This window comes from Lactococcus cremoris subsp. cremoris KW2, from assembly GCF_000468955.1.
GTDB lineage: Bacteria > Bacillota > Bacilli > Lactobacillales > Streptococcaceae > Lactococcus > Lactococcus cremoris.
The window spans coordinates 1844315-1869866 of sequence record NC_022369.1 but is presented as its reverse complement, the minus strand read 5'-3'; the positions used below and the strand labels follow the sequence as shown (position 1 = coordinate 1869866).

Annotated in this window: 28 protein-coding genes; 22 read left to right on the top strand and 6 right to left on the bottom strand. The window is 33.3% G+C overall.

What is annotated here, in order from left to right:
• Nucleotides 1-17 precede the first annotated feature (17 nt).
• The 10 genes from KW2_RS08850 (at nucleotide 18) to esaA (ending at nucleotide 8618) form a co-directional block, all read left to right on the top strand.
• Entirely contained in the window at nucleotides 18-284 is a 267-nt protein-coding gene (locus KW2_RS08850; protein ID WP_021037712.1) for a hypothetical protein, read from the top strand.
• Nucleotides 284-646, top strand: coding sequence for a hypothetical protein (locus KW2_RS08845; RefSeq protein WP_021037711.1), 363 nt, complete (start codon nucleotides 284-286; stop codon nucleotides 644-646). The genes KW2_RS08850 and KW2_RS08845 overlap by 1 nt, the downstream gene beginning before the upstream one ends.
• The gene (locus KW2_RS08840; RefSeq protein WP_021037710.1) at nucleotides 637-2220 is read left to right on the top strand and encodes an LXG domain-containing protein; all 1584 of its coding nucleotides are present in this window, start codon (nucleotides 637-639) and stop codon (nucleotides 2218-2220) included. Before KW2_RS08845 ends, KW2_RS08840 begins: the two co-directional genes overlap by 10 nt.
• On the top strand, nucleotides 2213-3106 hold the full coding sequence (locus KW2_RS08835; protein WP_021037709.1) for a hypothetical protein: 894 nt from the start codon (nucleotides 2213-2215) through the stop codon (nucleotides 3104-3106). The genes KW2_RS08840 and KW2_RS08835 overlap by 8 nt, the downstream gene beginning before the upstream one ends.
• A 17-nt stretch (nucleotides 3107-3123) precedes the next feature.
• On the top strand, nucleotides 3124-3438 hold the full coding sequence (locus KW2_RS08830; protein ID WP_021037708.1) for a DUF4176 domain-containing protein: 315 nt from the start codon (nucleotides 3124-3126) through the stop codon (nucleotides 3436-3438).
• Nucleotides 3439-3520: 82 nt separating this feature from the next.
• Entirely contained in the window at nucleotides 3521-3829 is a 309-nt protein-coding gene (locus KW2_RS08825) for a hypothetical protein (protein ID WP_021037707.1), read from the top strand.
• A gap of 7 nt (nucleotides 3830-3836) precedes the next feature.
• The gene (locus KW2_RS08820) at nucleotides 3837-4676 is read left to right on the top strand and encodes a hypothetical protein (RefSeq protein ID WP_021037706.1); all 840 of its coding nucleotides are present in this window, start codon (nucleotides 3837-3839) and stop codon (nucleotides 4674-4676) included.
• 125 nt (nucleotides 4677-4801) lie between these two features.
• Entirely contained in the window at nucleotides 4802-5134 is a 333-nt protein-coding gene (locus KW2_RS08815; protein ID WP_021037704.1) for a DUF4176 domain-containing protein, read from the top strand.
• Nucleotides 5135-5179: 45 nt separating this feature from the next.
• Nucleotides 5180-5791, top strand: a complete 612-nt coding sequence (locus KW2_RS08810; protein WP_021037703.1) for a hypothetical protein — start codon at nucleotides 5180-5182, stop codon at nucleotides 5789-5791.
• Nucleotides 5792-5819: 28 nt separating this feature from the next.
• Complete coding sequence (gene esaA / locus KW2_RS08805; protein ID WP_021037702.1) at nucleotides 5820-8618, top strand: type VII secretion protein EsaA; 2799 nt, start codon at nucleotides 5820-5822, stop codon at nucleotides 8616-8618.
• 146 nt (nucleotides 8619-8764) lie between these two features.
• Here the strand turns inward: esaA and KW2_RS08800 are convergent, their stop codons facing one another.
• The 6 genes from KW2_RS08800 to KW2_RS08775 are packed head-to-tail and all read right to left on the bottom strand — an operon-like array spanning nucleotide 8765 to nucleotide 13394.
• Nucleotides 8765-9610: an NAD(P)H-dependent flavin oxidoreductase gene (locus KW2_RS08800; protein WP_021037701.1), complete on the bottom strand. Its 846-nt coding sequence runs from the start codon at nucleotides 9608-9610 to the stop codon at nucleotides 8765-8767.
• A gap of 16 nt (nucleotides 9611-9626) precedes the next feature.
• Nucleotides 9627-10373, bottom strand: coding sequence for an SDR family NAD(P)-dependent oxidoreductase (locus tag KW2_RS08795; protein ID WP_021037700.1), 747 nt, complete (start codon nucleotides 10371-10373; stop codon nucleotides 9627-9629).
• Nucleotides 10370-10663, bottom strand: coding sequence for a hypothetical protein (locus tag KW2_RS08790; RefSeq protein ID WP_021037699.1), 294 nt, complete (start codon nucleotides 10661-10663; stop codon nucleotides 10370-10372). The genes KW2_RS08795 and KW2_RS08790 overlap by 4 nt, the downstream gene beginning before the upstream one ends.
• On the bottom strand, nucleotides 10638-11015 hold the full coding sequence (locus KW2_RS08785; protein ID WP_021037698.1) for a hypothetical protein: 378 nt from the start codon (nucleotides 11013-11015) through the stop codon (nucleotides 10638-10640). Before KW2_RS08785 ends, KW2_RS08790 begins: the two co-directional genes overlap by 26 nt.
• Entirely contained in the window at nucleotides 11012-12160 is a 1149-nt protein-coding gene (locus KW2_RS08780; protein ID WP_021037697.1) for an acetyl-CoA C-acyltransferase, read from the bottom strand. Before KW2_RS08780 ends, KW2_RS08785 begins: the two co-directional genes overlap by 4 nt.
• Complete coding sequence (locus tag KW2_RS08775) at nucleotides 12150-13394, bottom strand: AMP-binding protein (RefSeq protein ID WP_021037696.1); 1245 nt, start codon at nucleotides 13392-13394, stop codon at nucleotides 12150-12152. Before KW2_RS08775 ends, KW2_RS08780 begins: the two co-directional genes overlap by 11 nt.
• 136 nt (nucleotides 13395-13530) lie before the next feature.
• On the opposite strand from KW2_RS08775, the gene KW2_RS08770 reads away from it, so the two are divergent.
• The 12 genes from KW2_RS08770 to KW2_RS08715 all read left to right on the top strand — a co-directional run bounded on the left by KW2_RS08770 (nucleotide 13531) and on the right by KW2_RS08715 (nucleotide 25451).
• A complete protein-coding gene (locus KW2_RS08770) occupies nucleotides 13531-14100 on the top strand; it encodes a biotin transporter BioY (RefSeq protein ID WP_021037695.1) in 570 nt (189 codons plus the stop codon).
• A gap of 5 nt (nucleotides 14101-14105) precedes the next feature.
• The gene (locus tag KW2_RS08765) at nucleotides 14106-15077 is read left to right on the top strand and encodes a biotin--[acetyl-CoA-carboxylase] ligase (protein ID WP_021037694.1); all 972 of its coding nucleotides are present in this window, start codon (nucleotides 14106-14108) and stop codon (nucleotides 15075-15077) included.
• A gap of 20 nt (nucleotides 15078-15097) precedes the next feature.
• Nucleotides 15098-15400, top strand: coding sequence for a CHY zinc finger protein (locus tag KW2_RS08760; protein WP_021037693.1), 303 nt, complete (start codon nucleotides 15098-15100; stop codon nucleotides 15398-15400).
• Nucleotides 15401-15617: 217 nt separating this feature from the next.
• Nucleotides 15618-16274 (top strand): thiaminase II, encoded by a 657-nt coding sequence (gene tenA / locus KW2_RS08755; RefSeq protein WP_011835701.1) that lies wholly within the window; start codon nucleotides 15618-15620, stop codon nucleotides 16272-16274.
• Between the two features lie 387 nt (nucleotides 16275-16661).
• The gene (locus tag KW2_RS08750; protein WP_021037692.1) at nucleotides 16662-17840 is read left to right on the top strand and encodes an SLC13 family permease; all 1179 of its coding nucleotides are present in this window, start codon (nucleotides 16662-16664) and stop codon (nucleotides 17838-17840) included.
• Between the two features lie 173 nt (nucleotides 17841-18013).
• The gene (locus KW2_RS08745; RefSeq protein ID WP_021037691.1) at nucleotides 18014-18574 is read left to right on the top strand and encodes a GNAT family N-acetyltransferase; all 561 of its coding nucleotides are present in this window, start codon (nucleotides 18014-18016) and stop codon (nucleotides 18572-18574) included.
• A gap of 117 nt (nucleotides 18575-18691) precedes the next feature.
• On the top strand, nucleotides 18692-19090 hold the full coding sequence (locus KW2_RS08740) for a hypothetical protein (protein WP_021037690.1): 399 nt from the start codon (nucleotides 18692-18694) through the stop codon (nucleotides 19088-19090).
• Between the two features lie 105 nt (nucleotides 19091-19195).
• Nucleotides 19196-20128 (top strand): ABC transporter ATP-binding protein, encoded by a 933-nt coding sequence (locus KW2_RS08735; RefSeq protein ID WP_021037689.1) that lies wholly within the window; start codon nucleotides 19196-19198, stop codon nucleotides 20126-20128.
• Nucleotides 20125-21486, top strand: a complete 1362-nt coding sequence (locus KW2_RS08730; protein ID WP_021037688.1) for an ABC transporter permease — start codon at nucleotides 20125-20127, stop codon at nucleotides 21484-21486. The genes KW2_RS08735 and KW2_RS08730 overlap by 4 nt, the downstream gene beginning before the upstream one ends.
• 57 nt (nucleotides 21487-21543) lie before the next feature.
• Nucleotides 21544-22200 carry a helix-hairpin-helix domain-containing protein gene (locus KW2_RS08725; protein WP_021037687.1) on the top strand — a complete coding sequence of 219 codons (657 nt, stop codon included), beginning with the start codon at nucleotides 21544-21546 and terminating at the stop codon, nucleotides 22198-22200.
• Complete coding sequence (locus tag KW2_RS08720; protein WP_021037686.1) at nucleotides 22181-24391, top strand: DNA internalization-related competence protein ComEC/Rec2; 2211 nt, start codon at nucleotides 22181-22183, stop codon at nucleotides 24389-24391. Before KW2_RS08725 ends, KW2_RS08720 begins: the two co-directional genes overlap by 20 nt.
• Before the next feature lie 283 nt (nucleotides 24392-24674).
• On the top strand, nucleotides 24675-25451 hold the full coding sequence (locus tag KW2_RS08715; protein ID WP_014572211.1) for an alpha/beta hydrolase: 777 nt from the start codon (nucleotides 24675-24677) through the stop codon (nucleotides 25449-25451).
• Nucleotides 25452-25552: the final 101 nt, after the last annotated feature.

Here is a 25552-nt window from a genome sequence, read left to right as displayed (position 1 = left end):
TAGGAAGGAGATAAATTATGAAATCTGATATAAATGTTGCCCAAGATGCTGTTTCCAAATTTTGGGGAGTTGACACGGGAAGTTTTAAAGGAAGTAAGATTTCGATTGGGTCAAGTAATATTGGTAGTATTAAAAAAGGGGCAAATGTTTCCAAAGAAATGTTGACAGATTTGTCTGATTTAGCAACTTGTATAAAAAAACAGGCAGATAAGTTCAAAGATTTAGCTACAATTATTCAAGCCAGAGATACTCAAGATAGAAATAGATTTTCCGGAGGGAAATGATGGTAAAGGATAGAAATGCGGATAAAAGATTAGAATATAATCGTCAGATTCTTGATGTTGAGCGAGAACAAGATGACATTCAAAACCAAAAGAACGAAATGAAACGTGCTTTGGAAAACTTTGAAAATGAAATTTCTCGAAGTTTTAATAAACTTCAGGAATTAGATGGTGAAATGATTCGTCAAGGAAGTATTGCTGCGCAGTGGGAACAACAAGAGCATCAAGGTCGAAATTCTTATATCCGTAATTTTATTAACAATCAAGAAGAAGAAGTTGCATTGGCTTATTCAAAGATGTCGCAAGAAACTGAGGATAAAAAAGAAAGCCTCCAAAAAGAAAGGGACAGTTTAGCATGGGATTAATATATATTCCGGGAGATGCCGAACAAGTCAAAACTCAATTAACTAATGATTTGCAGATGAGTGAAGACTTTTTAAAACGCCTTAAAGAGGCAACCTCACATTTAACAACAATTGTTGGAGGTGGAAAACTGGATGGTAAGGCTTATAAAAAAGGTCTAGGATTGATGGAAGATTGTGTATTGCCCACAATCCAACATACTACTTCAGCAATTGATGGGATTAAGCAAGATTTATCAAACTTTAACAAAGCAAAGTCGGGGATGCCTAATGAACCATTATATGAAGATAAATTGACCGCACATATTGCGGAACTTGAGGCACAAAAAGCAGCACAAACGGCCCTAACCGCAGTTTATCAAAGCCATATTCTATCATTGATTGCAGATCCTGTGGGAGCTGCAGTAGATAAAGCGATTCATCAGTTTACAGATGCCAAAAATAAATTGTCAAATTGGGGTAACAGTGTCGACGAAGAAATTCGCAAAACGACAGAAAAGCGTGATAAATTGCGTCATTTTGACTCTACAACGAATAGCTTGTTTCATGATAGTGTATCTAATTTAAAGATTGCTATGCAAGGTGTTGAAGCACTCAATGGAAGTAGAATCAATTCAGATGGATCTTACAGTTTGCCGGAAGGAATGGATAAGTCATGGTTTAAGAAATCTAAAAATTTAGAACCAAGTAAAAATGAACTTATAGAGGCAGCAAAGCGTGCAGGAATACCATATAAAGAATTTATGGATATCTATCATTCATTTCAAGACAAAATAGGCGCGAATGCTTTTGGAGCTAAGAATTTTCTGGCTATTATGGTGATGATGAAACCAGGTAGTCTTACACGGGGAAAATTTTCAGGATTTGGAATACATGGTGAAAAAACATTTAATTATTTAATGCAAGATTGGCGCTCTATAAAAAAACAACTAAGAAGTCTGGATAATCCAGTAGCTAAGAAATTGTTGTCTTCAATGGATGGAAGCTTTAATCAATTTCTAAAAAACATAGAAAAATTAAAAGACTTTAAAGGGATAGCTAAATATACGAAACCACTGGGTGAATATGCTGGATGGGCTTCAGATTTTGTCAAGAAAGGTGCAATTACTGCAGGAACTAAGTTATCAAAACTGAAGCCATTAGGAAAATTGGCTGGCAAAGCTGGTTGGGTTGGAATGGGTCTTGTCGTAGGTTATGATATAGTCACAGACTTTAATAAAGAAAAGGGAGATATATTCCAAAAATCAGGGAAATCTGTTGTTCATGCGGGGGTTAATCAGTTGAAGAATGCTGGGCCAATTGAAGGAGCACTAGCTGGGGCAAAAGTTGGTTCTTTCTTCGGACCAGAGGGCACAGCAATAGGAGCAGGCGTAGGTTTTGTAGCAGGAGGTGCAAATGCAATTTGGGGAGCACTTAATCCTAAAGGGAAAGATAAAGCATATGAAGCTGTGGAGCATGCTGGAGATTGGGCTGTAGATAAATTAGATAGTGCAGGTAAATCAGTCGGTAAAGCTGTACAAGGGGCGTGGCACAATGTCACCTCTTTCTTCGGAGGAGGTAAGCACGCATATGGATAATAAAAAAACTTTGTATCAAGCTTCATTTGATGAATCAAGGAATATTCAAGGAAAGTATGAAAAATATGTGAAAAATAGTTATAAACAAATGGGAATAGTTAATGTAATATTGACTGCCTTATTAGCTATCATATTTTTTGGAATACTCTTTTATGCTTTGGGAGTTAGTATGGTAGGGGGATTCCTGAATGCTAAATCAGATGAAATAAATATCCTTAATTATAATAATGTTGTACTTGCTGCAAGATTGGCGGCACCTTTTATAGTTGTCTCTAAATTTGGAGTATTTTCATGGATATTTATTTGGGTAGTGTTGATTATAAGAAGTTTACTGCCCAGATGGAATGTTGTAGCGTTCAGCACTTTAGGTGGGATAGCAGGAGCAGTTATGTCTCTACTGTTATTCGTTTCTTTGGGACCAATTTTATTTGGATTTGCTTTGGTGGGTGTAGGATGGTTAGGAATACTTTTACAAATTTATCTCCTTATTATTTTTGGGATAAGACAAATAGGGGGTGAGCTGAATGTAATTTACCAAAATCTCTACAGTCTACCGAAAGAAAAAAGCAAAAGTTCAAAGAATTTTTTTTCCAACCGAAAATTAATTATTATAATTTTAGTAATTATGATGATAAATATGGTTACGATTAAAGTTGGGTTTATTTCACGAAATTTTGAATTATGGAGTTTAGTATATAGCTGGTTATTTTTATTATTAGGCTTACTTACGATATATTTTGTAAAACTGTTGATTATAAAAAATAGCATCTCCAGCTATTACTTTAGAAAATATAAGGATCAGTATAAAAAAACGTGGAAATTAACAGATGAACAATGGTATGGGAAACGTAAAGCGAAAAAAATTGCCAAAAAGAAAATAAAGTAAAGGAAAAGGAAGTTAAAATGTCAGAAAAAATATTACCACTAGGTTCAATCGTTTATTTGAAGGAAGGTACCGCAAAACTCATGGTTGTTGGACGTGGAGCATCATTTGATAATGGTGAGGGTCAAACTTTTAGTGATTATATTGGAGTGGTTTATCCCAACGGAATTGATCCACAAGATGCACTATTTTTCAATAATGAAGATATTGACCAAATAGTTTTTGAAGGATTTACCGATGAAGAAGAAGAACGATATGTCAGAGTCTATGAAGAATGGAAAGAAGACTTGGATAAAGAAAAAAAGTCTCAAACTGATGAAACTATTGGTTTCTAGTTTGATAAGTAATAGTAGAAGTTATTCTACTAATTACTAGTGATGATTTAAAGAGTCGTTAGTAGTAATTAGTGGAGAAAACATGACGTGGCACATGAACAATTTCAAAAAGGAAGAGATAGTTAGCATGGGATTAAAAGGTGAAAGTACATATGTAGGATTTGTAAATACAGGAATTCAATGGGCATTTCCACACGCATATGATGATCTGAAGGATTGGGCATATAAAAAGTATGATGAGGTTGGAGAAGGTCTAAATACAATTAAAAATGTAGCAAGTGACTTTATTAAAAATCCAATTGGCACTTGGAATAAAGGTGCAGATCTATCAAAAGAAATTTCAAAATTTATTCCCAAACTCCCGAGGTTATCTAGAATAGGCTTTGGATGATAAATATATGAAAAGATTAAAAATTTTTACAGCTACTTTTGAAGAAAGTATGAATTTTGAGGATGACCCACTGCTGAATTGGCAAAATAAATATATTAATAGTTCAACTGATAATGAGAAACCTATACTTCTTTTTATCATTTCAATTTTATTAATTATTCTTCTATATGTGATCTATCTTGTATCAAAAGCTATAACACTTCGTCATTACAAAGATAGTCCGATTCCAAAAGCGGATATAAATTTCTTACCTTTTGGATTATTTTTACTAATGCTTGTACTCTTTGTTATATTTTGGCTTTATTCTCACTTGATAAGGTTTAAAGCAGAACGCTTATTTTGGACTCATGTAAATGTGAACAATATTTTTATCTGGTTAATGCTCGAGATAAATTTAATGTTTGTAACGATGTTTTTCAAGAGTTTAAAGGGATGGGGAATATTAATCTTATACATTGCATTGACTTTACTCACATCGCTATTCATGGGTAATCAAATAAGGTCGTTGAAAAAGATATTATTTCCATTAACTGAGGATGTTGATAAAGACCAAGGAAGAAAAAATAGGATTGTTAAATATGTTTTGAGTATAGATGGATTACTATTTATAATTTATATAATTTTAAAGATAATGTTTCCAGAAATTTTAATAATCAAAACGGGGATAGGTGGATTCATTATGATAACTTCTTTATGGTTTATTATAAATATTGTATTCCTGTTAATAGAGATATATGTTGAATTACCTTTTTTCTCCAAGGATATTATAAAAGAAAATATAGTGAACAATATCGAAAATGGGAAGAAATGTCACAGATTGAGTGGTATGGCTCTAGATATTTCGTAAAACATATAAAAGGGACAAATTTAGAAGAAAAAAATAATGATGTGACTAAAAAACATATCATAGACTATGAAGAAATTAAAGAAAATATTATGAATGAAAATAAATAACTAGATAGGAAAATAAATATGACCGGACAAAATGAAAAGTTATTACTATTAGGAAGCATCGTACTATTAAAAGAGGGGATGCAAAAACTAATTATTGTGGGACGTGGTGCAATATATACAGATCAAGAAACAGGTGAAGACAAATTTGCTGATTATATGAGTGCAGTGTACCCAATGAGTATGAACCCTGAGACAACAATATTTTTTCAAAATAAAAATATTGATAAAGTCATTTTCAAAGGTTATTCTGATGAAGAAGAAAGATTTTTAGAAATATATAGAGAATGGAAAGAAAACATAGAGAACGAAAATTCAGATGAAAATCAAACAACTGAGACATTTGGTTTCTAATTTTCCAAGTAAATTAGTAGATAAAAAAGATTAAAGGAGTAAGTTATGGAGCTTTTAGACACTGTTATTGGGACAATTATTGGTATAGCGGGTACAACAGGTATTAATTTATATCTAAGGAAAGCTGATTTTAAGTTAAATTCAAAAGAAAAAGCTTCTGTGGAGTATGAGAAGTTAAATGTAGAATATGAAGAAATAATTAATTTTTTAGAAACAAACAGAGAAATTCCTTCGTTTGATTCTAGAAAAATAAGAAAAATATTGGCATATATAGAACACACTAAAAAGGTTAATGAACTCTATGAAAAATACTGCGGTGAACGAGAAACTATCACTGAGGTTAACCATCTATATGAAATGAATTATAATGTGGTTTCATTTTTATCTAAAAAGGAAAGACAATACCTTTTTAAAAAATATAACTATTTAAAAAGATATATTGATAAAATTACAGAAGGAGAATATTTAGGGGAAAAAATTCTATACTCTTACAGTTTCTTTGATTCGTATTTCTTTAATCAGGAAGAACGACAAAAATTACTGGCAGGAGAAAGTCTTACTTTTACTTATTTTAATCAAAAATTGCAAAGAAAAGAAGAAGTTACTGGAAAACTAAAACAGGCTCCAAATGAAACTTGGTATGTTTATAAGCAGTAATGATGATTGAAAATATGAAAGAGATATTATGAATAAAAAAATGAAAAAAAGACATTGGATAATTATTACATCCTTACTTGTCGCTCTTATCGCCCTTTTAGGCGTCTTTGTTTACTTGACTATTGGAACTAAAAAGAAAGAAGTTGTTGCAAAACCAACGATTGCCCTTGTTAATGAGGATACTGCTTCAAGTTTTAATAAAAAAGACTATAACTTTGGGAAAGATTTTGTAAGTTTGGTATCTGGAGATTCTAAATATAACTGGCAAGTGGTATCTCGTTCTGTAGCTGACCGTGCTTATGCAGATAAATCAGTTGATGCGGTGATTTATATTCCACAAGCTTTTTCACATGATATTTTGACTTTGGAAGATATTAATCCAATCAAATCACAAGTTAATTATAAGTTGCAGTCTAGTCAATCTGCTTTGTCACAAAATGTGCTAAATGATAAAATTACGAGTGTTTTGAAAGATTTCAATCAAAACATTGTTAAAATGTACTATGCTTCTGTGGCAGGTAATATCTCAGAAGCACAGAATAATATGAATGATGTGATTACGAATCAAGGAAATGTCTTAACTAATCTGTCTAATGATGTCTATGGTCCTTTTCAGTCAACAACACAAAATTATTCTTCTGTTATTTCTTCTGCCAATGGCTTGAAATCAGAAAATAGCGCGTGGATTTCGTCTCAAAATAGTTTTACAAAATCTACTCAGTCAATGCTTGATTCCACAAGCAAAACATTCACAAGCCAATTAACGGGTTTGAAACAGTATTTTGATACACAAAAACAAATTGCTGATGTCAATCTTAAAAATGGTAATAAAGGAATTACTGATCAATCGGAAGATGACCAAAAAGTGTATTTTAAACAATTTGATGATTCACACTCTGGTACGCTTAATAATCTCTTTAATTTCTATAAAAAAGATGATTCAAGCGAAAAAGGTGTCTTAACTAATCTGCAAAATCAAGTGAAGGATTATAATACGCTAATTACGGGAATTCATGATGATATTAATAGCCAAATTGATAGTCTCACAGCTAACCGAGATCATTTAATTGATTTGGAAAACAAACTTTACACACAATTTTTTGCTCAAACTAACCCAGGCTTAAATAATTCAAACTTTAATGATTCAAAAATAGCAAGTGATTACCAAAAGGACGAAAATGCAAGGGAGGCTCTTGCTCAAAACTTAATAAGTTCATTTGGGCAAACTGATAGCTTTGGCTCAACCGATTATATGGATAAATTAAATGATTCAGTGTCCAACATCGCGTGGACAAGTCAAGATTATTCAGCTTTGTTTACTGCCATGCATAAAAAAGGAATCAGTACAGCTAAATATGAAAATGAACTAGATTTGATTAATCGTTATGGAAGTGTAAATCCTGGTCTAACACCTGCACAAGCGAAATTTGGAGATGCCCCTTCTAATAATAATACAGAGCAAACTTTTACAAAAAAATTAAAAATTACTGTACCTGCAGGTGTAAATTATTCTCTTAATCTCAACTATCCAGCTGATGTGCAAGTCACATATGATGTCAATTCTTCCGTTGATAATAAAGAGGCTAAAATTATAGAAACTGTAGGGACTAATGATCTCACACTTTATAACAAAGATCATATCACGACTAATCCCGATGGTACAACAAAAAATGAAGATAATACTTCTGTTGCTACATTCACCATTCAATATAATGTTTCTTTAGGGCAAACCACAGGAGCTAAGGTGAAATTTTCGTGGGGTGAAACGGGGAATGAAAATGTTACTTCTGAAAAGTACATACTTTGTCCAGCAAATGAAATTTCAGAATATCTAGGAGGAAATAATTTTGGAGATATTGCAGAACTATTAAGCCAAATTGATGATACTGCTAATCTGATTACTTGGATTTATGGAAAACCAAACTATGATTTGGACGATATGTTAATAAAACTTCCAAATTCTGCAACCCTTGATGATTTTAAAAATTTATCTAAAGAGTCTATTTATTACTTATATGGAAATATTGATATTGCTAAGCGTAAAGATAAATTAAGTGATGAAGATGTCCAACATTATAAAAAGAGCGGGCAAAGCAAAATTGATGATTTGATTAAATCAATTACAGACTTGAACACAAGCATTGATGTACTAACTAAAAATAAAGAGATTTTAGCTAAAAATTTACCAGATGATGTTTTCAATAAAAATATCAAAGACCTACAAGATTGGTATTCCACAACAATGACTTCTATTAATCAGCAGTTTGATTCATGGAAGAAAAATGAAAACCAAAACTTAGCTTTGAAATCTTGGGAAGCATACAATCCTGATGATAAAGCTCTTTATCAAGATACAGCAGCAAGTGATGACTTGTATAAAACAATTTCAAATTTATCAACTTCAACTTCTAAAAGTGCTGACGAAACTTCTAAAAGTGCCCAATTGATTAAAGACAATGGTAATGAATTTACGCAAATGGTTACAACAACTCAAGAAACAAAAAGTTCTGCCGAAAAGTTGTTAAAAAACACTGATAATCTTTTAAATACAGGAAATACATCACTTAAAGACAGTAAAGATTATAATAAGAATTTCGGTAAGGTATTAGCTAATACTCACAGTCAAGAAGCAAACAAAAATCAATTATTTGATTTCTTTGCACAACCTTTGAGTATCAAGAATCTTACCGAAGCTTTCACTTCAATCAAGAAAGGATTTGATTGGAGATGGCCACTTCTTTTGGTCATTGGAGTGATGATAGGAATACTTGTAACAATGATTTCAAAAGTGATTTCAAGTCGAAAACAGACAAATATTAGTAACTGATAAAAAGTAATATTTAGATTGAATATTAATCTTTTATCTCTTAAATAAAATAAAAAATGTTATCTAGAATTATGGATAACATTTTTTATATAAAAATCTGAAGCAAAGCTATCAAATCATGCTTTATCCAAAACAAAATAAATAATTCATTTTCCCATCAGTCGCTTAATAATTGTTTCCGCAGGTTCAATTTTATTAATATAAGCAGATGAGGTTCCGGCCATGAATGCTCCATTTAATAAGTCACCTTGTTCAACTGCAGATTTTAATGATTGGTTTGAGGAGGTTTCTGAAGGTTTTTTTAAGAGTCTCGCTAGATGACCTTTTTTGTTTGAAATTAGAATCGTTTCATTTTTTTCAGACTGACAAATCAGCTTTTGATAGGTTGAAGAAATCTGACACTCTTTGGCAAGCAGAAAGGCTGTACCAACTTGCGCACCACTAGCACCTAAATTTTTTGCAGAGGAAAAACTATGATAATCATGTATACCTCCCGCAGCAATAAGGGGAAGAGGACAAAGAGAAGCGATTTCCTCAAGGAGTGAGGATAGATTTTGCGTTCCTACATGGCCACCAGCCTCGGTCCCTTCAGCGATAATTCCAGTTATTGGAAGTTCTAACATTTTTTTGGCAATTTTCAAACTAGGAACAACTGGAAATAGTTTGATATGGTTAGCCACAATGGTATCAATGTATTTTTTAGGACTGCCAGCTCCAGTCGTGACGACTGATATTTTTTCATCACAGATGACTTGTAAGAGCTGATCAATATTTTTATCAAGCAGCATTAGATTAACGCCAAAGGGAGAAGAAGTGAGTCTTTTAGTTTGACGAATCATTTCCTGTAGTTCACTTGCTGTTCGGCCACCACTACCGATAATTCCTAAAGCTCCGTTATTGGATACAGCAGCTACTAACTCGACATTAGTCGCCCAAGCCATTCCTCCTTGAAAAAGTGGATATTTTATCCCAAGTTGATGATACCAAGTCATGTTTATATTCTTTCTATCAAAGTTTATGAAATACAGGGTCTGACCAATAACCAATTTCAGAGCCGTTCACTGAAAAAATTTTCCCAGTTTCTGGTCTGTCTATCAAGTCATTGATAATAAAATGAGCCACCTCAGAACTTGAGCCCAACTGCCATTCTTTTGGTAATTCCTGCCCGTAATGTTCTTCTAACTTTTCTAAGATTGGAAGTGTCATATCGGTTTTTGCTGCTGGAGAGACACAGTTTACTCGGAGATTAAGCTTTTTTAATTCTTGGGCCAGCGTTTTAGTTAAAGCAATCACTCCTGCTTTTGCTGCCGAATAGTTTGTTTGACCAAAATTTCCAAAAAGAGCAGATTTTGATGTCATCATAATGAGCTGACCGCCCGGATTAAGCTTATTAATCAGAGCATGGGTGACATTAAACACTCCTGTTAAGTTTGTAGAAATAACATCATCCCAAGTCTTTGTTGTCATTTTTAAAAAGGTGCTGTCAGCAGTAATTCCAGCATTATTAATTAGAATATCAATCTCTGTTATTAATTGAGAAGCTTTTTGAATGCTGAGGCGATTAGATACATCTAATTCAATGGCTTGAATTTCTGCGTTTGGAAAGTCTTTTTTTAGTGTATCAGCTCTCTTTTTTAAGGCCAATGGATCGCGTCCAGTCAGGATGACTTTATGCTTTTTTCGGATTGCTTCTTGAGCCAGTGCCCAACCTATTCCTCTTGTCGCGCCTGTAATCAAAATTGTTTGTTTTTTCATTTGTTCCACACTCCTTTAAGAATCATTTTTTGATTAGTGTCATTAATTTGAAAAGTTTTTTGATTAAAATCAAAGCATAAAATTTCTTGTAAGACTGCGGGTGAAAAAAAAGTTACTTTCAAATATGTTAGTTGTTCCTGATAGGTTTTCTGATACATTTTTTCTAAAAGATATAAAAGCAAATTGCCAGGAATAATTGGTTGCTCCAAAGAGTGCAAAGGATTAGTGTCATAACTTATTTTGAGATAATTTACCAAATCCCTTTCATTTATTTGTTTGTATATTTTCATTCCACGAATCCTCGGATAATAATGTTAATTTAATTTCTGTCAGTAGTTTTTTGTTCTTTGTCAGCTGTAAACTCAAATCCACAATATATTTTTGAAAATGACTTGTGGTTCGTTGACTTACTAGATAAAGTTCAATCTTATCAAAAGTAAAATCAGAAGAGGCAAAGTGGCTAATCTCTTCTGACAATAACCAATTTTGTCCATTTTTTAGATTGTCAGGAAGAGTTTCAAGAAGCTGCCAAACTTGAGGAAGTCTACTGACAAAAAAAGGATTTTCAAAAAGTATCTGATATTTTTCTTTGTTTTTTATTTTAGAATGCTTAGAAATAATTGTCTGAGTCAGTAAAATCATTCGCGAAACCACCGATTTCCGAGCAGAATGGAAATTCCCATCCCACCAGCAATACATAAAGTTGCAATACCAAGGCAGGGCTTCTCTAGCTTATTTATGCGATTTAATAATCGAGAAATTAAAATTCCACCGGTTGCACCATAGGGATGACCAAAAGCTAGTGCCCCACCGTAAGAGTTCAATTTTCTGTCATCAAGCCTAAAATGATTTTGGAATAAGAGGGCTTGACTGGCAAATGCTTCATTCAATTCTATTGCCTCAATCTCAGCAACTTTAAGATTGAATTTCTCAAGAAGTTTTTCAGTTGATTTTATTGGCGCTAGCAGAAAATCTGTGGGAGCAAGAGCAATCGTTGCTTGTCCAAGATAATAGCCTTGAAAATCAAATGGCTTATCTAAATTAGCTAGAATAAGAGAAGAAGCTCCGTCATTTATAGGACAGCTGTTTCCAGCAGTAGTTCGACCATTTTCAGTAAAGGCAGGTGATAATTTAGCCAGGGCTTCAAGTGATGAATGAGGACGAACGGTTTGGTCTCGGATTATGCTTGAATTCTTGCCCAGATATGGGAGAACTTCACTCATCAATGATTTATTTTTGATGGCTTGATTAGCTTTTTGATGACTATTGAGAGCATAGAGATCTTGAGACTCACGAGAAATATTATATTTAAGGGCAGTAATATCTGCAATAATTCCCATATCAAGATCTTCATAAGGTTCAGGAGCCATTTTAAACCGTTTGATTGGCAATTGACTCTTAGCATCAATAGTGATATTTGATTGTGAAGTGTTTTCTACCCCACCTGTACAAATTATGGAGGCCTCACCCGACTGGATATAGTTTGCGGCCGTAATCAATGCTGTTAATCCCGAACCGCACTGATGATCAATTGTGAAAGCAGGGACCTCAGTTGAAAATCCAGCTTTTAAAGCGCAACGTCTGGCCAAATTTCCACCCTGATTTGTTACATTTCCCAATATGACATAATCAATCTCAGATTTTTTGAGAAATGAATTTTTCTTAAATTGTTGTTCAATCAGATTCTGATACAAACTTTCAGGGGAAATATTTTTATAAAAACCATTTATTTTACCAATTGGTAAACGATTTGCGGCAATTATTCCTACAGAGTTATTAAAAGTCATGATAGATTCCTTTAAAGTAGTTTTGTTCTAATTCTTTTCTGGATAGTTTTTGATTTGAAGTTAGCGAGAGTGTCTCGGCTTCTAAATAAATTTGTGGACGTTTATATTTTGGAAGTTCTTGATTTAGTCTTTCTTTCACTAGTTCTTTTTCTAGTGGTTTTACAACTAAGAGCGCAATTTTCTGACCATATTTTTGATCGGATATTCCAAAGGCTGCACATTCTTGACATATATCTTTTACAAATTGCTCAATTTCTTCTGGAAAAATTTTGTTAGCCCCGTGTTCAATAATGTCAGCACGTCTACCAAATAAATAGAGAGTGTCATTTTTAATAGTTCCTAAATCGTCAGTCGTCCATGACTGAGGGCTAGCTTGATTGAGATATCCAGAAAATAAATAAGGACTTTTGACAATGATGCTATGATTATCGTCAAATTCAACTTGTGTATGCGGGAAAAGTTTTCCGACAGCTGCAGTTTTTTTCCCATTTTCTACAAATTGCCAAGAAATAAAACTAGTTTCGGAGCTCCCATAAAATTCAATCATCTTTGTTAAGGGAAGTTGATTTTTTATTTTATCAATCGTTTCTGGGCTTAAAGTTCCTCCGCTTAAAAATAAAGTATTGAGAGAAGATAAAGCACTGAGTTCATTAAAAATATTCAAAAGATAGGTTGGAACAGTAAATAAAGCCCAACTTTTTTTAATTTTGCCGAATTGTGATGGACTAGTAATGGGGAGGAAGCTTTTACCAAGATATAAGGAGCAAACCAAACTATGAAGTCCCAAAGAGGTAGTCATAGGGCTGGTAGTTGCCAGACTTTCAATTTTTTTGAGCTGAAATAAGTCATTAATTGTTTCAAAGCCTGATTTCCAAGAAAGCCAGTCTCGTAAGTAGATTTTAGGCTGACCGGTTGTACCAGAAGTGGCAGCTAAAAAGAAGGTGTTATCGGGAAGAGAGTGATTATCAATATTTGTTTTGGGAGTAAAAGAATCTATCACAAGGGGATAATTTCCACTTTCAATAATTGCGAAAAATTCGGTAATAAAATTTATGATGTTTTCATTTTTTACAATCAAAATTTTTTTAAAAGAATTTTTATATTTTTGAGCACTTTTCTTAATCATAGTTCCAAGTTGCTGATAAGTATAGCTATCTGGTCCGATAATTAAAGCTGTTTTATCAGCATAAAGAGAAACTAAATGTGAGAAATTAAATTGATTTTTGTGTTCCATTGCTGGTTTCCTTGTTCAATAAGCTTATAATTTTAAGAATAGTTAACCAAAATTTGATTATAGGGTTACTATTTGATATGATACCAGTATAATAAAAAAATCTTTTATTGTAAAATATAAAATTAGGAGTAACAACATGACTAACAATCAGAAAGTCAAAACATTAACTTATTCAGCCTTTATGACTGCTTTTATTATTATCTTGGGATTTTTACCAGGAATTCCAATTGGTTTTATTCCAGTGCCAATCATTCTTCAGAATATGGGGATAATGATGGCAGGGGGGCTTCTTGGCCCTAAATATGGTACAATTTCGGTAGGTGCTTTTCTTGCTTTAGCTTTAATTGGTTTACCTGTTCTGACAGGAGGGAATGGTGGTGCGGCTAGTTTTTTAGGGCCTTCAGGTGGTTATCAAATAGCCTGGCTCTTTACCCCATTTTTAATTGGCTTTTTCCTAAAGAAATTAAAAATTACGACTTCCCAAAATTGGTTTGGAGAGTTAATAATTGTTTTATTATTTGGGGTTATTTTTGTGGATTTTGTTGGAGCAATCTGGCTATCTTTTCAATCTAATATTCCACTATTAACTTCTTTAATTTCTAACTTAGTTTTTATTCCAGGAGACTGTATCAAAGCCATTTTAACGGTCGTCATCGTTCGACGCCTTAGAAAGCAAGGAGGTTTTGAACTTTATTTTAGAAAGTGATAGTTATGCAAACAACAAAACAATTTGTCTTGTTAGAACTTCTTCGGCAAAAAGGGAATTGGGTTTCAGGAGATGAATTAGCAGAAGAACTAAATATTAGTCGTGAGAGTATTTGGAAAGCAATCAATACTTTAAAACGTAAAGGAAATCAGATTGTCAGCCGAAAAAATTTAGGATATAAGTATATTGGAAATGAATCATTAGACGAAGATACGATAAATTTTTATAGTGGAATGAAATTTGAAAATGATATTTTCGTTTTTGATGAAGTGACTTCTACACAGGAAGTGGCAAAACAATATTTGACGACTCATGAGGTCAAACATCCGCTTGTTTTTGTTGCGAATAATCAATCTCAAGGACATGGGAGGCGCGGTCGAAAATTTTATTCGCCAAGTGATACTGGACTATATTTTAGTCTTATTTTACCTAATCCCAGCCATGATATTTTGAAAATAGGTTTATTGACTACAAGTACTGCTGTTGCCGTGGTCAAAGTACTTGAAAAATTTTATGAGGATAAAAACTTTAAGTTAAAGTGGGTTAATGATATTTATCTAGATACTTATAAAGTGGGAGGTATTATCACAGAAGCGGCTTTAGATTTAGAATCGAGTTCTGCTAGCAATTTTATTATGGGAATTGGCTTAAATTTGGCAACTAAGGAATTTCCAGATGAGTTATTAGGAAAAGTGAAAGGAATTAATCCCAATATAAATATAGACCGGAATCAATTGATTGCAGAAATGGCTCAGGAAGTAATTGCTAATTTTTCAAATTATACTCACCCGAACTTGATTGAAGAATATCGCAAGCGCTCTTTATTAGTCGGAAAAGAGGTTACTTTGAAATTAGGAACGAGTTCTGTCAAAGGAGAAGTACAAGGAATTGCTGATGACGGAAGTTTAGTACTCAAAGGGGATTCAGGAAAGCTACAATCTTTCACGAGTGGTGAGGTTATAAAAGTTGATTGGTAAGAGAAGCAGGAGAGATACCGATGGAAAAAATTTGGGGAAAAGTGGTAGATGATGAGGGCAGGTGCAGTCATTACCATCAAGAAAATGATATTGTTGCATTAAAATGTTCTGGCTGTGAAAAATATTTTTCATGTTATGAATGTCATGACGAACTAGAAAATCATCAATTTGTGGCTACTGAAAAAGAAGATTTTCCAGTACTTTGTGGTCATTGTAAAACAAAGCTGAATTTTAATGATTATTCACAAGGTTATTGTATCAATTGTAAAGCTGTCTTTAATCCAAATTGTCATCGCCATTGGAAAATTTATTTTAAATCATAAATTCTTTTTTTATAAAATTTATCAAAGGTCAAGTTATTCTTGAAGTTTTAATAAATTTTAAATTAATAACAAAGGATATAGGCCGATAAAATGAAGTCTAAACAAAGTGTATAATCTAGATCTTTGCACATTGTTCCAGTTAAAAAATGGTATAATGTGCAAAACTGTTATATATAAAATACTTTTTAACTTATGGAAAATTTTAAGGAAAATGAAAATGTTATTTACTGAATTAGCAAGAGAAAAGTCAGCAAAATATTGGGAAATGAGTTTTGAACATCCTTTTATTGAAGGTTTAGTGACGGGGAACTTATCTTCTGATGTTTTCCGATATTACTTACTTCAAGATCGCTATTATTTAGAGCACTTTAGTAAGCTCTATCTTTATATTGCGGAAAAAACTGAGGATAAAATGATTCGAGAACATTTAAAATTAAATGCAGAAGAATTAAAAGAAGGTGAAATATTCATTCGAGAAGGTTTTTTTAGGGACTTAGACATTACCGAGCAAGAAATTTCAGAAACCGCTATTGCTCCAACTGCTTATCATTATGTTTCTCATATGTATCGTCAACTCGTTGATGGTACGGTTAATACAGCTATTGCTGGCATGTTGCCTTGCGCTTGGCTTTATCATGAGATTGGACTTCGTTTGATTGATAGGGGTTCTTCTAACGCCTTATACCAACGATGGATTGAAACATACGCGAGTGAAGAGGCTGCGGCACAAATCGAAAAAGAGTGTGCCATTATCAATCAACTTTATCAAGAAAGTAATGAGTCAGAACGTGAAAAAATGCTTGAAGCTTTTGTGATTAGCAGTAAGATGGAATACGAATTTTGGGAAATGTCGATGAACTTAGAAAAATGGTAATTTTTCGGGAATAAGTGAGAAATATCGATATGACTTATAATGTAAAAAAAACATTAATTTTATTTCAGTTATTTCTTGCAAACGGATACACAAAATGTTAGAATATGTTTATCCTTATAGGAAAACGTTTACCTTTAAGTCATGGTTACGTTACTAAGCTATAGCGAGTAGCTTAATTTCTTTCAGATCCCTCCTAGTCAGGGGGATTTTTTGTTTTGTGAAATATAAAATTTTAAGATGATTATCTCGTCAAAATAATGAATCTATTGAGTCAAGATGTTCACTTGAAAATAATTCGCTTTTAAGTGAGAAAAAGCTTGTCACTGTTATCTTTAGATGTTATAATTTATTGTGGTGCAAAATTTTATATGCTAGTTAGGAGAAGTAGTGGAACATTCAGCTACTCAGCGCGAATCCCAAAAAATCTGGACGGCCATTAAAAACTGGTTTCTAGTGGACAAAGTTTTTCTGATTTCGTTTATTATTGCAATTATTGCCATTAGTTTGGGTGGAGTGACAACTCGTTTTTTCAATTATCATGTCATTGTTACGGTTTCAGGATTGATGCTTGTCATTGGTGGTTTTAAGGAAACAGGATTGTTACAGTATTTGGGACAGACCTTAGTCAAAAGAAGTACAACAACGCGTCAGCTTGTTCGATTTACGACGCTACTTACCTTCTTTTTAGCCGTTTTTTTTACAAACGATTTAACAATTTTGACGGTTTTACCGCTCTATTTAGCGATTACTAAAGAAATTAAAAATCGAAAATCAGTTTATATTGGGGCAGCTTTAATTGTTCCAGCTTGTCATATCGGTTCTGCCTTGCTTCCGCAAGGAAATCCGCATAATCTCTATCTTTATTCGTTTTATAAGGTAGCGGCACATCATGGTGGTGTTCCTCTGACAAATTTAGACTTTTTCAAAGGAACTGGGGCTTTATGGATTTTAGGTTTATTGATTTTGATGATTGCTTGTCAATTCATCGATAATGAGCCTTTGGTTATTGAAACTAAAGTGAATCAATTTAATAAAGTTGAAACTTCTATCTTCGTTGTTTTGATGTTGTTAATGGCAGCTTCTGTTTTTGGTTATGTGAATTTTTATCTTGCTGGAGCAATCGTTGCTCTAGTTGTGCTAATTTATCGTCCGCGACTTTTTAAAGGAATTGATTATCATCTTTTATTTACTTTTATCTTTTTCTTTTTGATTGTGGGGAATATCGCTAATATTCATGTGTTGACTGATTTTATCAGTAATACCTTAGTTGGACCACAGGCTTCTTTTTTAGGAACCGTGATTATGAGCCAGTTTATTTCTAATATTGCGGCCCCCATCTTGATTTCGCCATTTACTCCCCATGCTGTTTCTTTGGTCCTTGGAGCTGATATTGGTGGGATTGGAACAATTGTTTCCTCTATGGCAACACTGATTGCTTATAAGGTGATTCGGATGAATGCGCGGGGCGAAACGCGTGGTTTCGTAAAATATTTTACAATTGTCAATGCCGGATTTGTCCTAATTTTAACACTGATTGGTTTGATTATTGTGACACTTGTTGGTTAAAATGTAAAAGTTGGACTTTCCAACTTTTTTTATTTTTCAAAAAATTGAAAGTTACTGACAGGTCTCATAGTCACTTTTATTTATTTTTAAAATTTTATTATCTAGCGATGTGAGAAGTTCTGTCATTAGTTAATAATTGGTGTATAATAGATAAAAACTATAAAGGGGATAAGATGGAGTTTAGACTAGCAAAAAAAGCTGATGCTCAGCGACTTTTAGAGATTTATAGACCATATGTTGAAAAAACAGCCATTACTTTTGAGTACGAAGTGCCTACACTAGAAGAATTTGAAAATCGAATTGAAAAAATTGGGAGTCAATTTCCTTATCTTTTAGCGATTGAAAATGGTAAAATCATTGGTTATGCCTATGCAGGGGCCTACCGTGAACGGGCGGCTTATGATTGGGTGGTCGAATTATCAATTTATTTAGATGAAAAGGAGCGACAACATGGAGCTGGAAGTGCCCTTTATCAAAAGTTACTGACAGCCTTAGCGGCACTCAATTATCAACGGGCCTATGCTTGTATTACTTATCCAAATCCAGCTAGTGTCGCTTTCCATGAGAAATTTGGATTTCAACAAATTGGACTTTTCCCCAAGGCTGGTTATAAGTTTGAACAATGGTATGGAATTGTTTGGTTAGAATTAGCACTACAAAAATCTGACGAGGTAAAGGCTACAAAATTACTGACAGATTTATCAGAAGAGGAAATAAAAAAAATCTTGGAATAATGACCAAGGTTTTTTTTATTATATAAATTATAAAAGAAGTAAAACATTTTGCCTTTTGTAAGAAAAATATTAAAATAAAATTAAAGAAAATAAATATAAATTAGAAAGGAAGAAAAAATGAACAAATTTATCTGGTCCATTTTTATCCCAATCCTGATTTTTGCAGGACTACTGACCCTTCTGGGCCTTCTCTTAGAACCTCAGCACTTTTACTGGCTTCAAACCATTGAGCTCATTTATCTTTTTGGAAGTCTGCTCATTTCTTTTACTAGTTTTCGTATCTGGAGACTTGGCATAAAAATTCGGAGAATGAAAACATTAAAAGTATTATGGCTTTTTCTAAGTTTTGTATTTTTACTTGACTTAATTAATACTGGAGTCTATATAGCACAGGGGCGTGGTTTACTTTGGGGAATGAGTAATTATAATTCGGCTCTTCCGGCTTTCTTGGCTAGTCTGCTACTTTTAGTCTTGTGTTTTAATGGGTTGAGAAATCAAATGAAAACGATAAAATAAAAAGACAAAATTAACAAATTTTTGTCTTACCTATTCAAAGAAAAGTAGGTGAAAAGTGAAAATAAAATGATATAATTAGAAAAAAAGGGAAGTGTAAGGAAAATTATGACATTAAAGATTGACAAAGTTCGCAAAAGCTTTGGAGACAAAATTGCTGTTAACAATCTCAATATGGTGGTTAAACCAGGTGAAGTTATGGGTTTAATTGGTCAAAATGGTGCAGGTAAAACAACAACTTTTCGGATGATTCTTAATTTTATATCAGCTGACCAAGGAAGAATTACTTGGCAAGATGGCCCGATAAATCAAGAAATTAAACAAAAAATTGGTTTTTTACCCGAAGAGCGGGGCCTCTATCAAAAAATGACGGTAGAGGATCAAATTCTTTATTTTGCCGAACTACATGGCATGAAACGGGCAGATGCACGTCTAAAACTTCAAGATTGGATGAAACGCTTAGAAGTTGTTGGAAAACCAATGGATAAAGTTCAGACACTCTCAAAAGGGAATGCCCAAAAAATTCAATTTATCGCAACTTTGATTCATGAACCTGAATTTTTGATTTTAGACGAACCATTCACAGGGCTTGATCCTGTCAATACAGAACTTTTGCGAAATGAAATTAAGCGAAGTCGTGATAAGGGAGCAGCAGTTATTTTCTCTAATCATAATATGAGTGATGTTGAGCTCTTATCTGACCACTTGCTGATGCTAAAAGGTGGGCAAACGATATTGAATGGTACTGTTGAAGATATCAGAGCTTCTTATGGTCGGACCCGTGTTTATTTGGAATCGGACCTATCAAATGATGAACTCTCCTTAATTTCAGGAGTTGAGTCAATTGAAAAAAGAGGGAGTGGCCGTTCAATTAAAATTTCTGAAGCAAATGTTGGTCGTGAAATTTTTCAAAAAGTAGCCAAAGATGGCTATGTTCAAGCCTTTGTTCAATCCCCTCCCTCCCTTGATGAAATTTTCCGAATGGAAGTGGCTGAGCATGATCAAGAAGACCTAAGCGCGAAAAGTGGGGTGGCGAAATGAAAAATCAAACTTGGCTTGTTGCAAAAAATATTTATCGTAGTCGCATCAAAGGAGTTGGTTTTTGGGCTCTCGTTCTTTCTCCTTTTTTATTAGGAGCAGTCTACTTAGTTATTGGTTTGGTCATCAGTAGCGGGGCCAATCAAACCCCACAATTGGCGGTCGTGGATAATCCTGCTTTAACTCAAATTCTTTCTAAAAATGAGAGTTTAAAAGCTGATATTAAAAATGAATCTTCTTTAAAGGAAGTTAAAAATGAGCTTTCTGAAGGGAGAATTGATGGTTTTTTGACTGTTGAAGATGGGACTTACACCATTGTTACGGACAATAAATCAAGTGTCAAATTTGACCAAACAAGTTTTCAAGCAGCACTAACTCAAGTTAATATATCAAAGACAGCTCAGCGTTTAAATCTATCGGCAGCTGATGTTCAAGAATTGCTCAGTCCAGCTAAATTTACGATGAAAACTCAGACAAGTTCTGGGCAAAAATCAACAGGAAATTCTCAGACTGGGGCAAATATTGCCATTGGTTCAATTGCTTCGATTTTAATTTTCACATTGATGATGATGTATGTGGGAATTATAGGGCAAGAAATTGGTAATGAGAAATCAAGCCGGATTATGGAGACTTTACTTGCGGCAACAAGCTCAAATGTGCAGTATTATGGGAAAATTATCGGTGTTATTTTGCTTCTGACCACTCAGCTTGGAATTTACGTTCTCGGATTTGGAGTTGCTTATCCATTCATCAGAAATTTAGACCAAATCAAAGCAATTGGTGAAATGCTTTCAGGCATTACCTTTGGATTTGGAATTTATTTAGTCGCGATGTCATTGGTTGGAATTTTGGGTTATCTTATTCTTGCTTCAATTGTGGCTTCTTTAGTGAATGAACAAGCCCAAGTTCAACAAGCTACTCAGCCAATTGCCTTTTTAGCGATGATTGGATACATTGGTGGTATTGCAGGCTCAACTGTGCCTGGAAATATTGTTTTAAAAGTGCTGAGTTTTATACCTTTTATTAGTCCAACTTTGATGACTAGTCGTTTAGCCATCCAATACTCAACCACTACAGAAGCCTGGATTGCTCTTGGCTTACAGTTACTAGCCACTCTGGCAATAGCTAAGGCTGGAGAGAAAATTTATGCGCGTAATGTGCTTTCTTATAGCGATGAGAAGATTATGAGTCAACTCTTTAAAGGACTGACAGGAAGACAGGCAAAGCGAAAAAATGCTGACAAAGTGGTCAGTAAAAATGGAAAAAAGAAAAATCCTTGGCGTCGAAATTCACCATTAAGACTGGCTCTTGTTATCTTAATTATTCTAATTATCTTGGCTTACCGGTTCATTTTTAAATAAAAACATTAATAATTTAACTCTTGGAAACTTTTCAAGAGTTTTTTCGTATATAAAAGTATGGAAAAAATTTTAGATAAATTAAAAGAATACTGGAAAATAATGCTTTTAGTTGTTTGTGCACTTATTGCTGGTGGAATTTTTTATATTTTCACCAATTCACCAAAGCCAGCTGAAACTCTGTCAGTAGAAAATTTGAGCTCTAGTTCTACCAAAAGCTCTGTCAGTAAATTTAATAGTAGCAGTAGTGAAAAAAATAAAAATGAAATTATGGTTGATTTGAAAGGAGCAGTTGCAAAACCTAATGTATACCAAATTTCGTCAGATGAGCGCCTTGTTGATTTAATTAGGCAAGCGGGAGGATTTACTGACCAAGCAGACCAAAAATCAATCAATCTGTCAGCGAAACTTAAAGATGAAGAAGTGATTTATGTACCAAAAGTTGGGGAAAGTTCAAGTTCAGAAAGTACTGACAGTCCTACTGGTAGCTCTGTCAGTAATCAAATTTCAACGACAAGTGGTCCAAAAGTAAATATCAATAAAGCAGACCTGACAGAATTACAAAAACTGACTGGAATTGGTCAAAAAAAAGCGCAAGATATTATTGATTTTCGCATGAAAAATGGTGATTTTAAATCAATAGAGGATTTGGGTAAAGTATCTGGCTTTGGGGATAAAACATTAGAAAAACTGAAAGATGAGATTTCTATTGATTAAATTTCCCCTGATTTTTCTAACTTATCTTGTTGTGCTCCTTTATTTTTGTATCTTTACTTACAATTTACCCTTGCTTATTTTATTTATTTGCTCAATTTTACTAGCTTTATTCAGAAAATATTATCTAATGATTCCGATATTAATTGTTTTTGCTGTATTTTTTCTGTTAATCAATAGTCTTAGTATTAGGGATAATGAAAATCAACCAAAAACTCTCTCAAAAATTGAATTAATTTCAGATACAATTCAAGTCAATGGTGATTTATTGAGTTTTCAGGGGAGAATGAACGGACAAAACTATCAAGTCTATGACACATTGAAAAGTCTAAAAGAGAAAAAATTTTATCAGAACTTAAGTCAAAATTGTCAGTTAAGTTTCACAGGAAACCTTCAAATACCAGAAACTCAGAGAAATTTTAATGGTTTTGATGACCAAAAATATTTAGCTAGTCAAAATATCTATCGACAGATTACCATCCAACAAATTACAAATGTGGAAATAAAAAAGAATTTTGACCTTCATACTTTAAGGCGAAAGGCAATTGTTTGGACACAAAATCATTTTCCAAAACCGATGAGTGACTATATGACAGGCTTACTTTTTGGCTTTTTAAGCAAGGATTTTAATCAGATGAGCGATATTTACAGCTCTTTAGGAATTATTCATCTTTTTGCTCTATCAGGAATGCAAGTAAATTTTTTTATTGATTGGTTTCGTAAAATACTTCTTCGCATGGGACTGACGAGAGAAATAGTGAATCTTGTTCAAATTCCATTTTCTATTTTTTATGCTTTTATGACGGGATTATCAGTTTCAGTTTTAAGAGCCCTTTTTCAAAAAAATATTCGTCTGACTTCTTTGGATAATATCGGAGTGACGACATTAGTTTTGATGCTCATAAGTCCAAAATTTTTACTGACGACTGGCGGTCAGCTTACCTTGTTTTATGCTTTTGTCATTTCGATGCTTAACCATCCTTTTTCTAATTTAAATGGATTGAAAAAAGTGCTGACAGAATCAGCAGTCCTTTCACTTTGTGTTCTTCCGTTACTCATCTTTGATTTCCATATTTTTCAGCCTCTTTCAATATTATTAACAATTATATTTGGTTTTCTTTTTGATTTTATGCTGCTCCCGCTGCTTTTATGCTGTTTTCTTATATCATTTTTGGGATTTTCGCTCAATTTAAATTTTATTTTTCAAATTCTAGAATGGCTAGTTCATAAAGTTGATTTACCCTTACATTACCCCTTTGTTTTGGGGAAACCTAGTTCACTCGAATTAATTATTCTATTTGTGTTAATTGGTTTATTCGTAGATTCATTTTCTCATAAAAAAAGGAGATTTTTTTTAGTTGGATTTATATTTTTATTTTTTTTCATCACTAAAAATCCAATGAGAGCAAGCATTACAGCGGTTGATATCGGACAAGGCGATAGTATTTTTCTACAAGATAAGTTTAATAAAGAAAATATTCTGATTGATACAGGGGGGCGACTTGCTCTTCCTCAAAAAAATTGGCAAAAAGCGCAGACGCAATCAAATGCTGACAAAACGCTTATTCCTTATTTAGAATCCATGGGGGTGGCTCATATTGACCAACTTATTCTGACTCATACAGATGCTGACCATGTTGGCGATTTCTTGTCCTTAGCTGATAAAATAAAAATAAGAGAAATCTGGGTCAGTCCGGGAGAATTAACCAACAGTAGTTTTGTGGAAAAATTAAAAAAAGCAAAAATTCCGATTCATGTTAGTAAAGTTGGGGATAAAATTCCGATTTTTGATAGTTTTCTTCAAGTTTTATCAAATGGTTACACTAAAAAAGGGGATAATAATGATTCCATAGTGACTTATGGAAACTTTTACCATACAAAATTTCTTTTTACAGGAGATTTGGAACAAGAAGGAGAAAAAAAGCTTCTACAAAATTATCCCAAATTACAGGTAGATGTGTTAAAAGTGGGGCATCATGGCAGTAAAACAAGTTCAAGTCCGGAATTCATCAAAGAGATACATCCTAAACTTGCACTAATCTCGGTTGGAAAAGCTAATCGCTATGGTCATCCCAATCAAGAAACTTTAGAAACCTTAGCCAAATATCAGGTAAAGACACTCAGAACTGACCAAAAAGGGGCAATAAAATTAACAGAAGTAAATCAGCAATGGCAAATCAAAACAGTTAGATAAATGAAAGGAAAAAAGAGAGCAAAAGACATCTATAAAATGTTACAATAAAGAAGACGTTGAGTGCCTGTGGAAACTAAAAAAGTACTTCTTTAATTTCGTTTTTTTATTATTAAAAACAAAATGGAAGGAAAAGTCACAGTGCACACTTTGAAAAAAGAAAACGAAGGTCAGATTTAAAAAGAAAGGAATTTTTAATTTAACAGAATTCAAGAAATTGAACTTATAATAGGTAGAAAGTTAACAACATTTGCTAACAACATAAAATTTATTAAGGAGACTTTTTATGGCAGTAATCAATATCGAATACTACTCAGAAGTTCTTGGGATGAATCGAAAAGTCAATGTTATTTACCCTGAGTCAAGTAAGGTGGAAGATTTTTCAAACACAGAGATACCCGTTCTTTACCTTTTGCACGGAATGAGTGGAAACGAAAATTCATGGATGATTCGTTCTGGAATTGAAAGATTAATTCGACACACAAATTTGGCGATTGTAATGCCCTCGACAGATTTAGGTTTTTACGTGAATACCACTTATGGTATGAATTATTTTGATGCGATTGCCTTGGAACTTCCAAAAGTAATTCACAATTTTTTCCCAAATTTATCTACAAAAAAAGAAAAGAACTTTATTGCTGGTTTATCTATGGGTGGATATGGTGCTTACCGTCTTGCTCTAGGTACAGATCACTTTAGCTATGCCGCAAGTTTGTCAGGAGTTCTGACATTCGATGGTATGGAAGAAAATTTCAAAGAAAACCCAGCTTATTGGGGCGGGATTTTTGGAAATTGGGAGACTTTTAAGGGTTCAGATAATGAAATTTTGGCCTTAGCTGATCGTAAGAATGAGGAACGACCAAAACTTTACGCTTGGTGTGGAAAACAAGATTTTCTTTTCCCAGGAAATGAGTACGCAACAGCAGAGTTGAAGAAAAAGGGATTTGATGTTACTTATGAGAGTTCAGATGGTGTTCATGAATGGTATTATTGGACTAAAAAAATAGAGTCTGTCTTACAGTGGCTCCCTATAAATTATAAGCAAGAAGAACGATTGAGTTAATATTAAAAACTCCCATTTTATTCAAGACAAAAACTAAAAAGTTTGTCTATCAAACGCTTACAAAGACAAAAACAAAAGAAATGATGAAATTCTCATGCTTG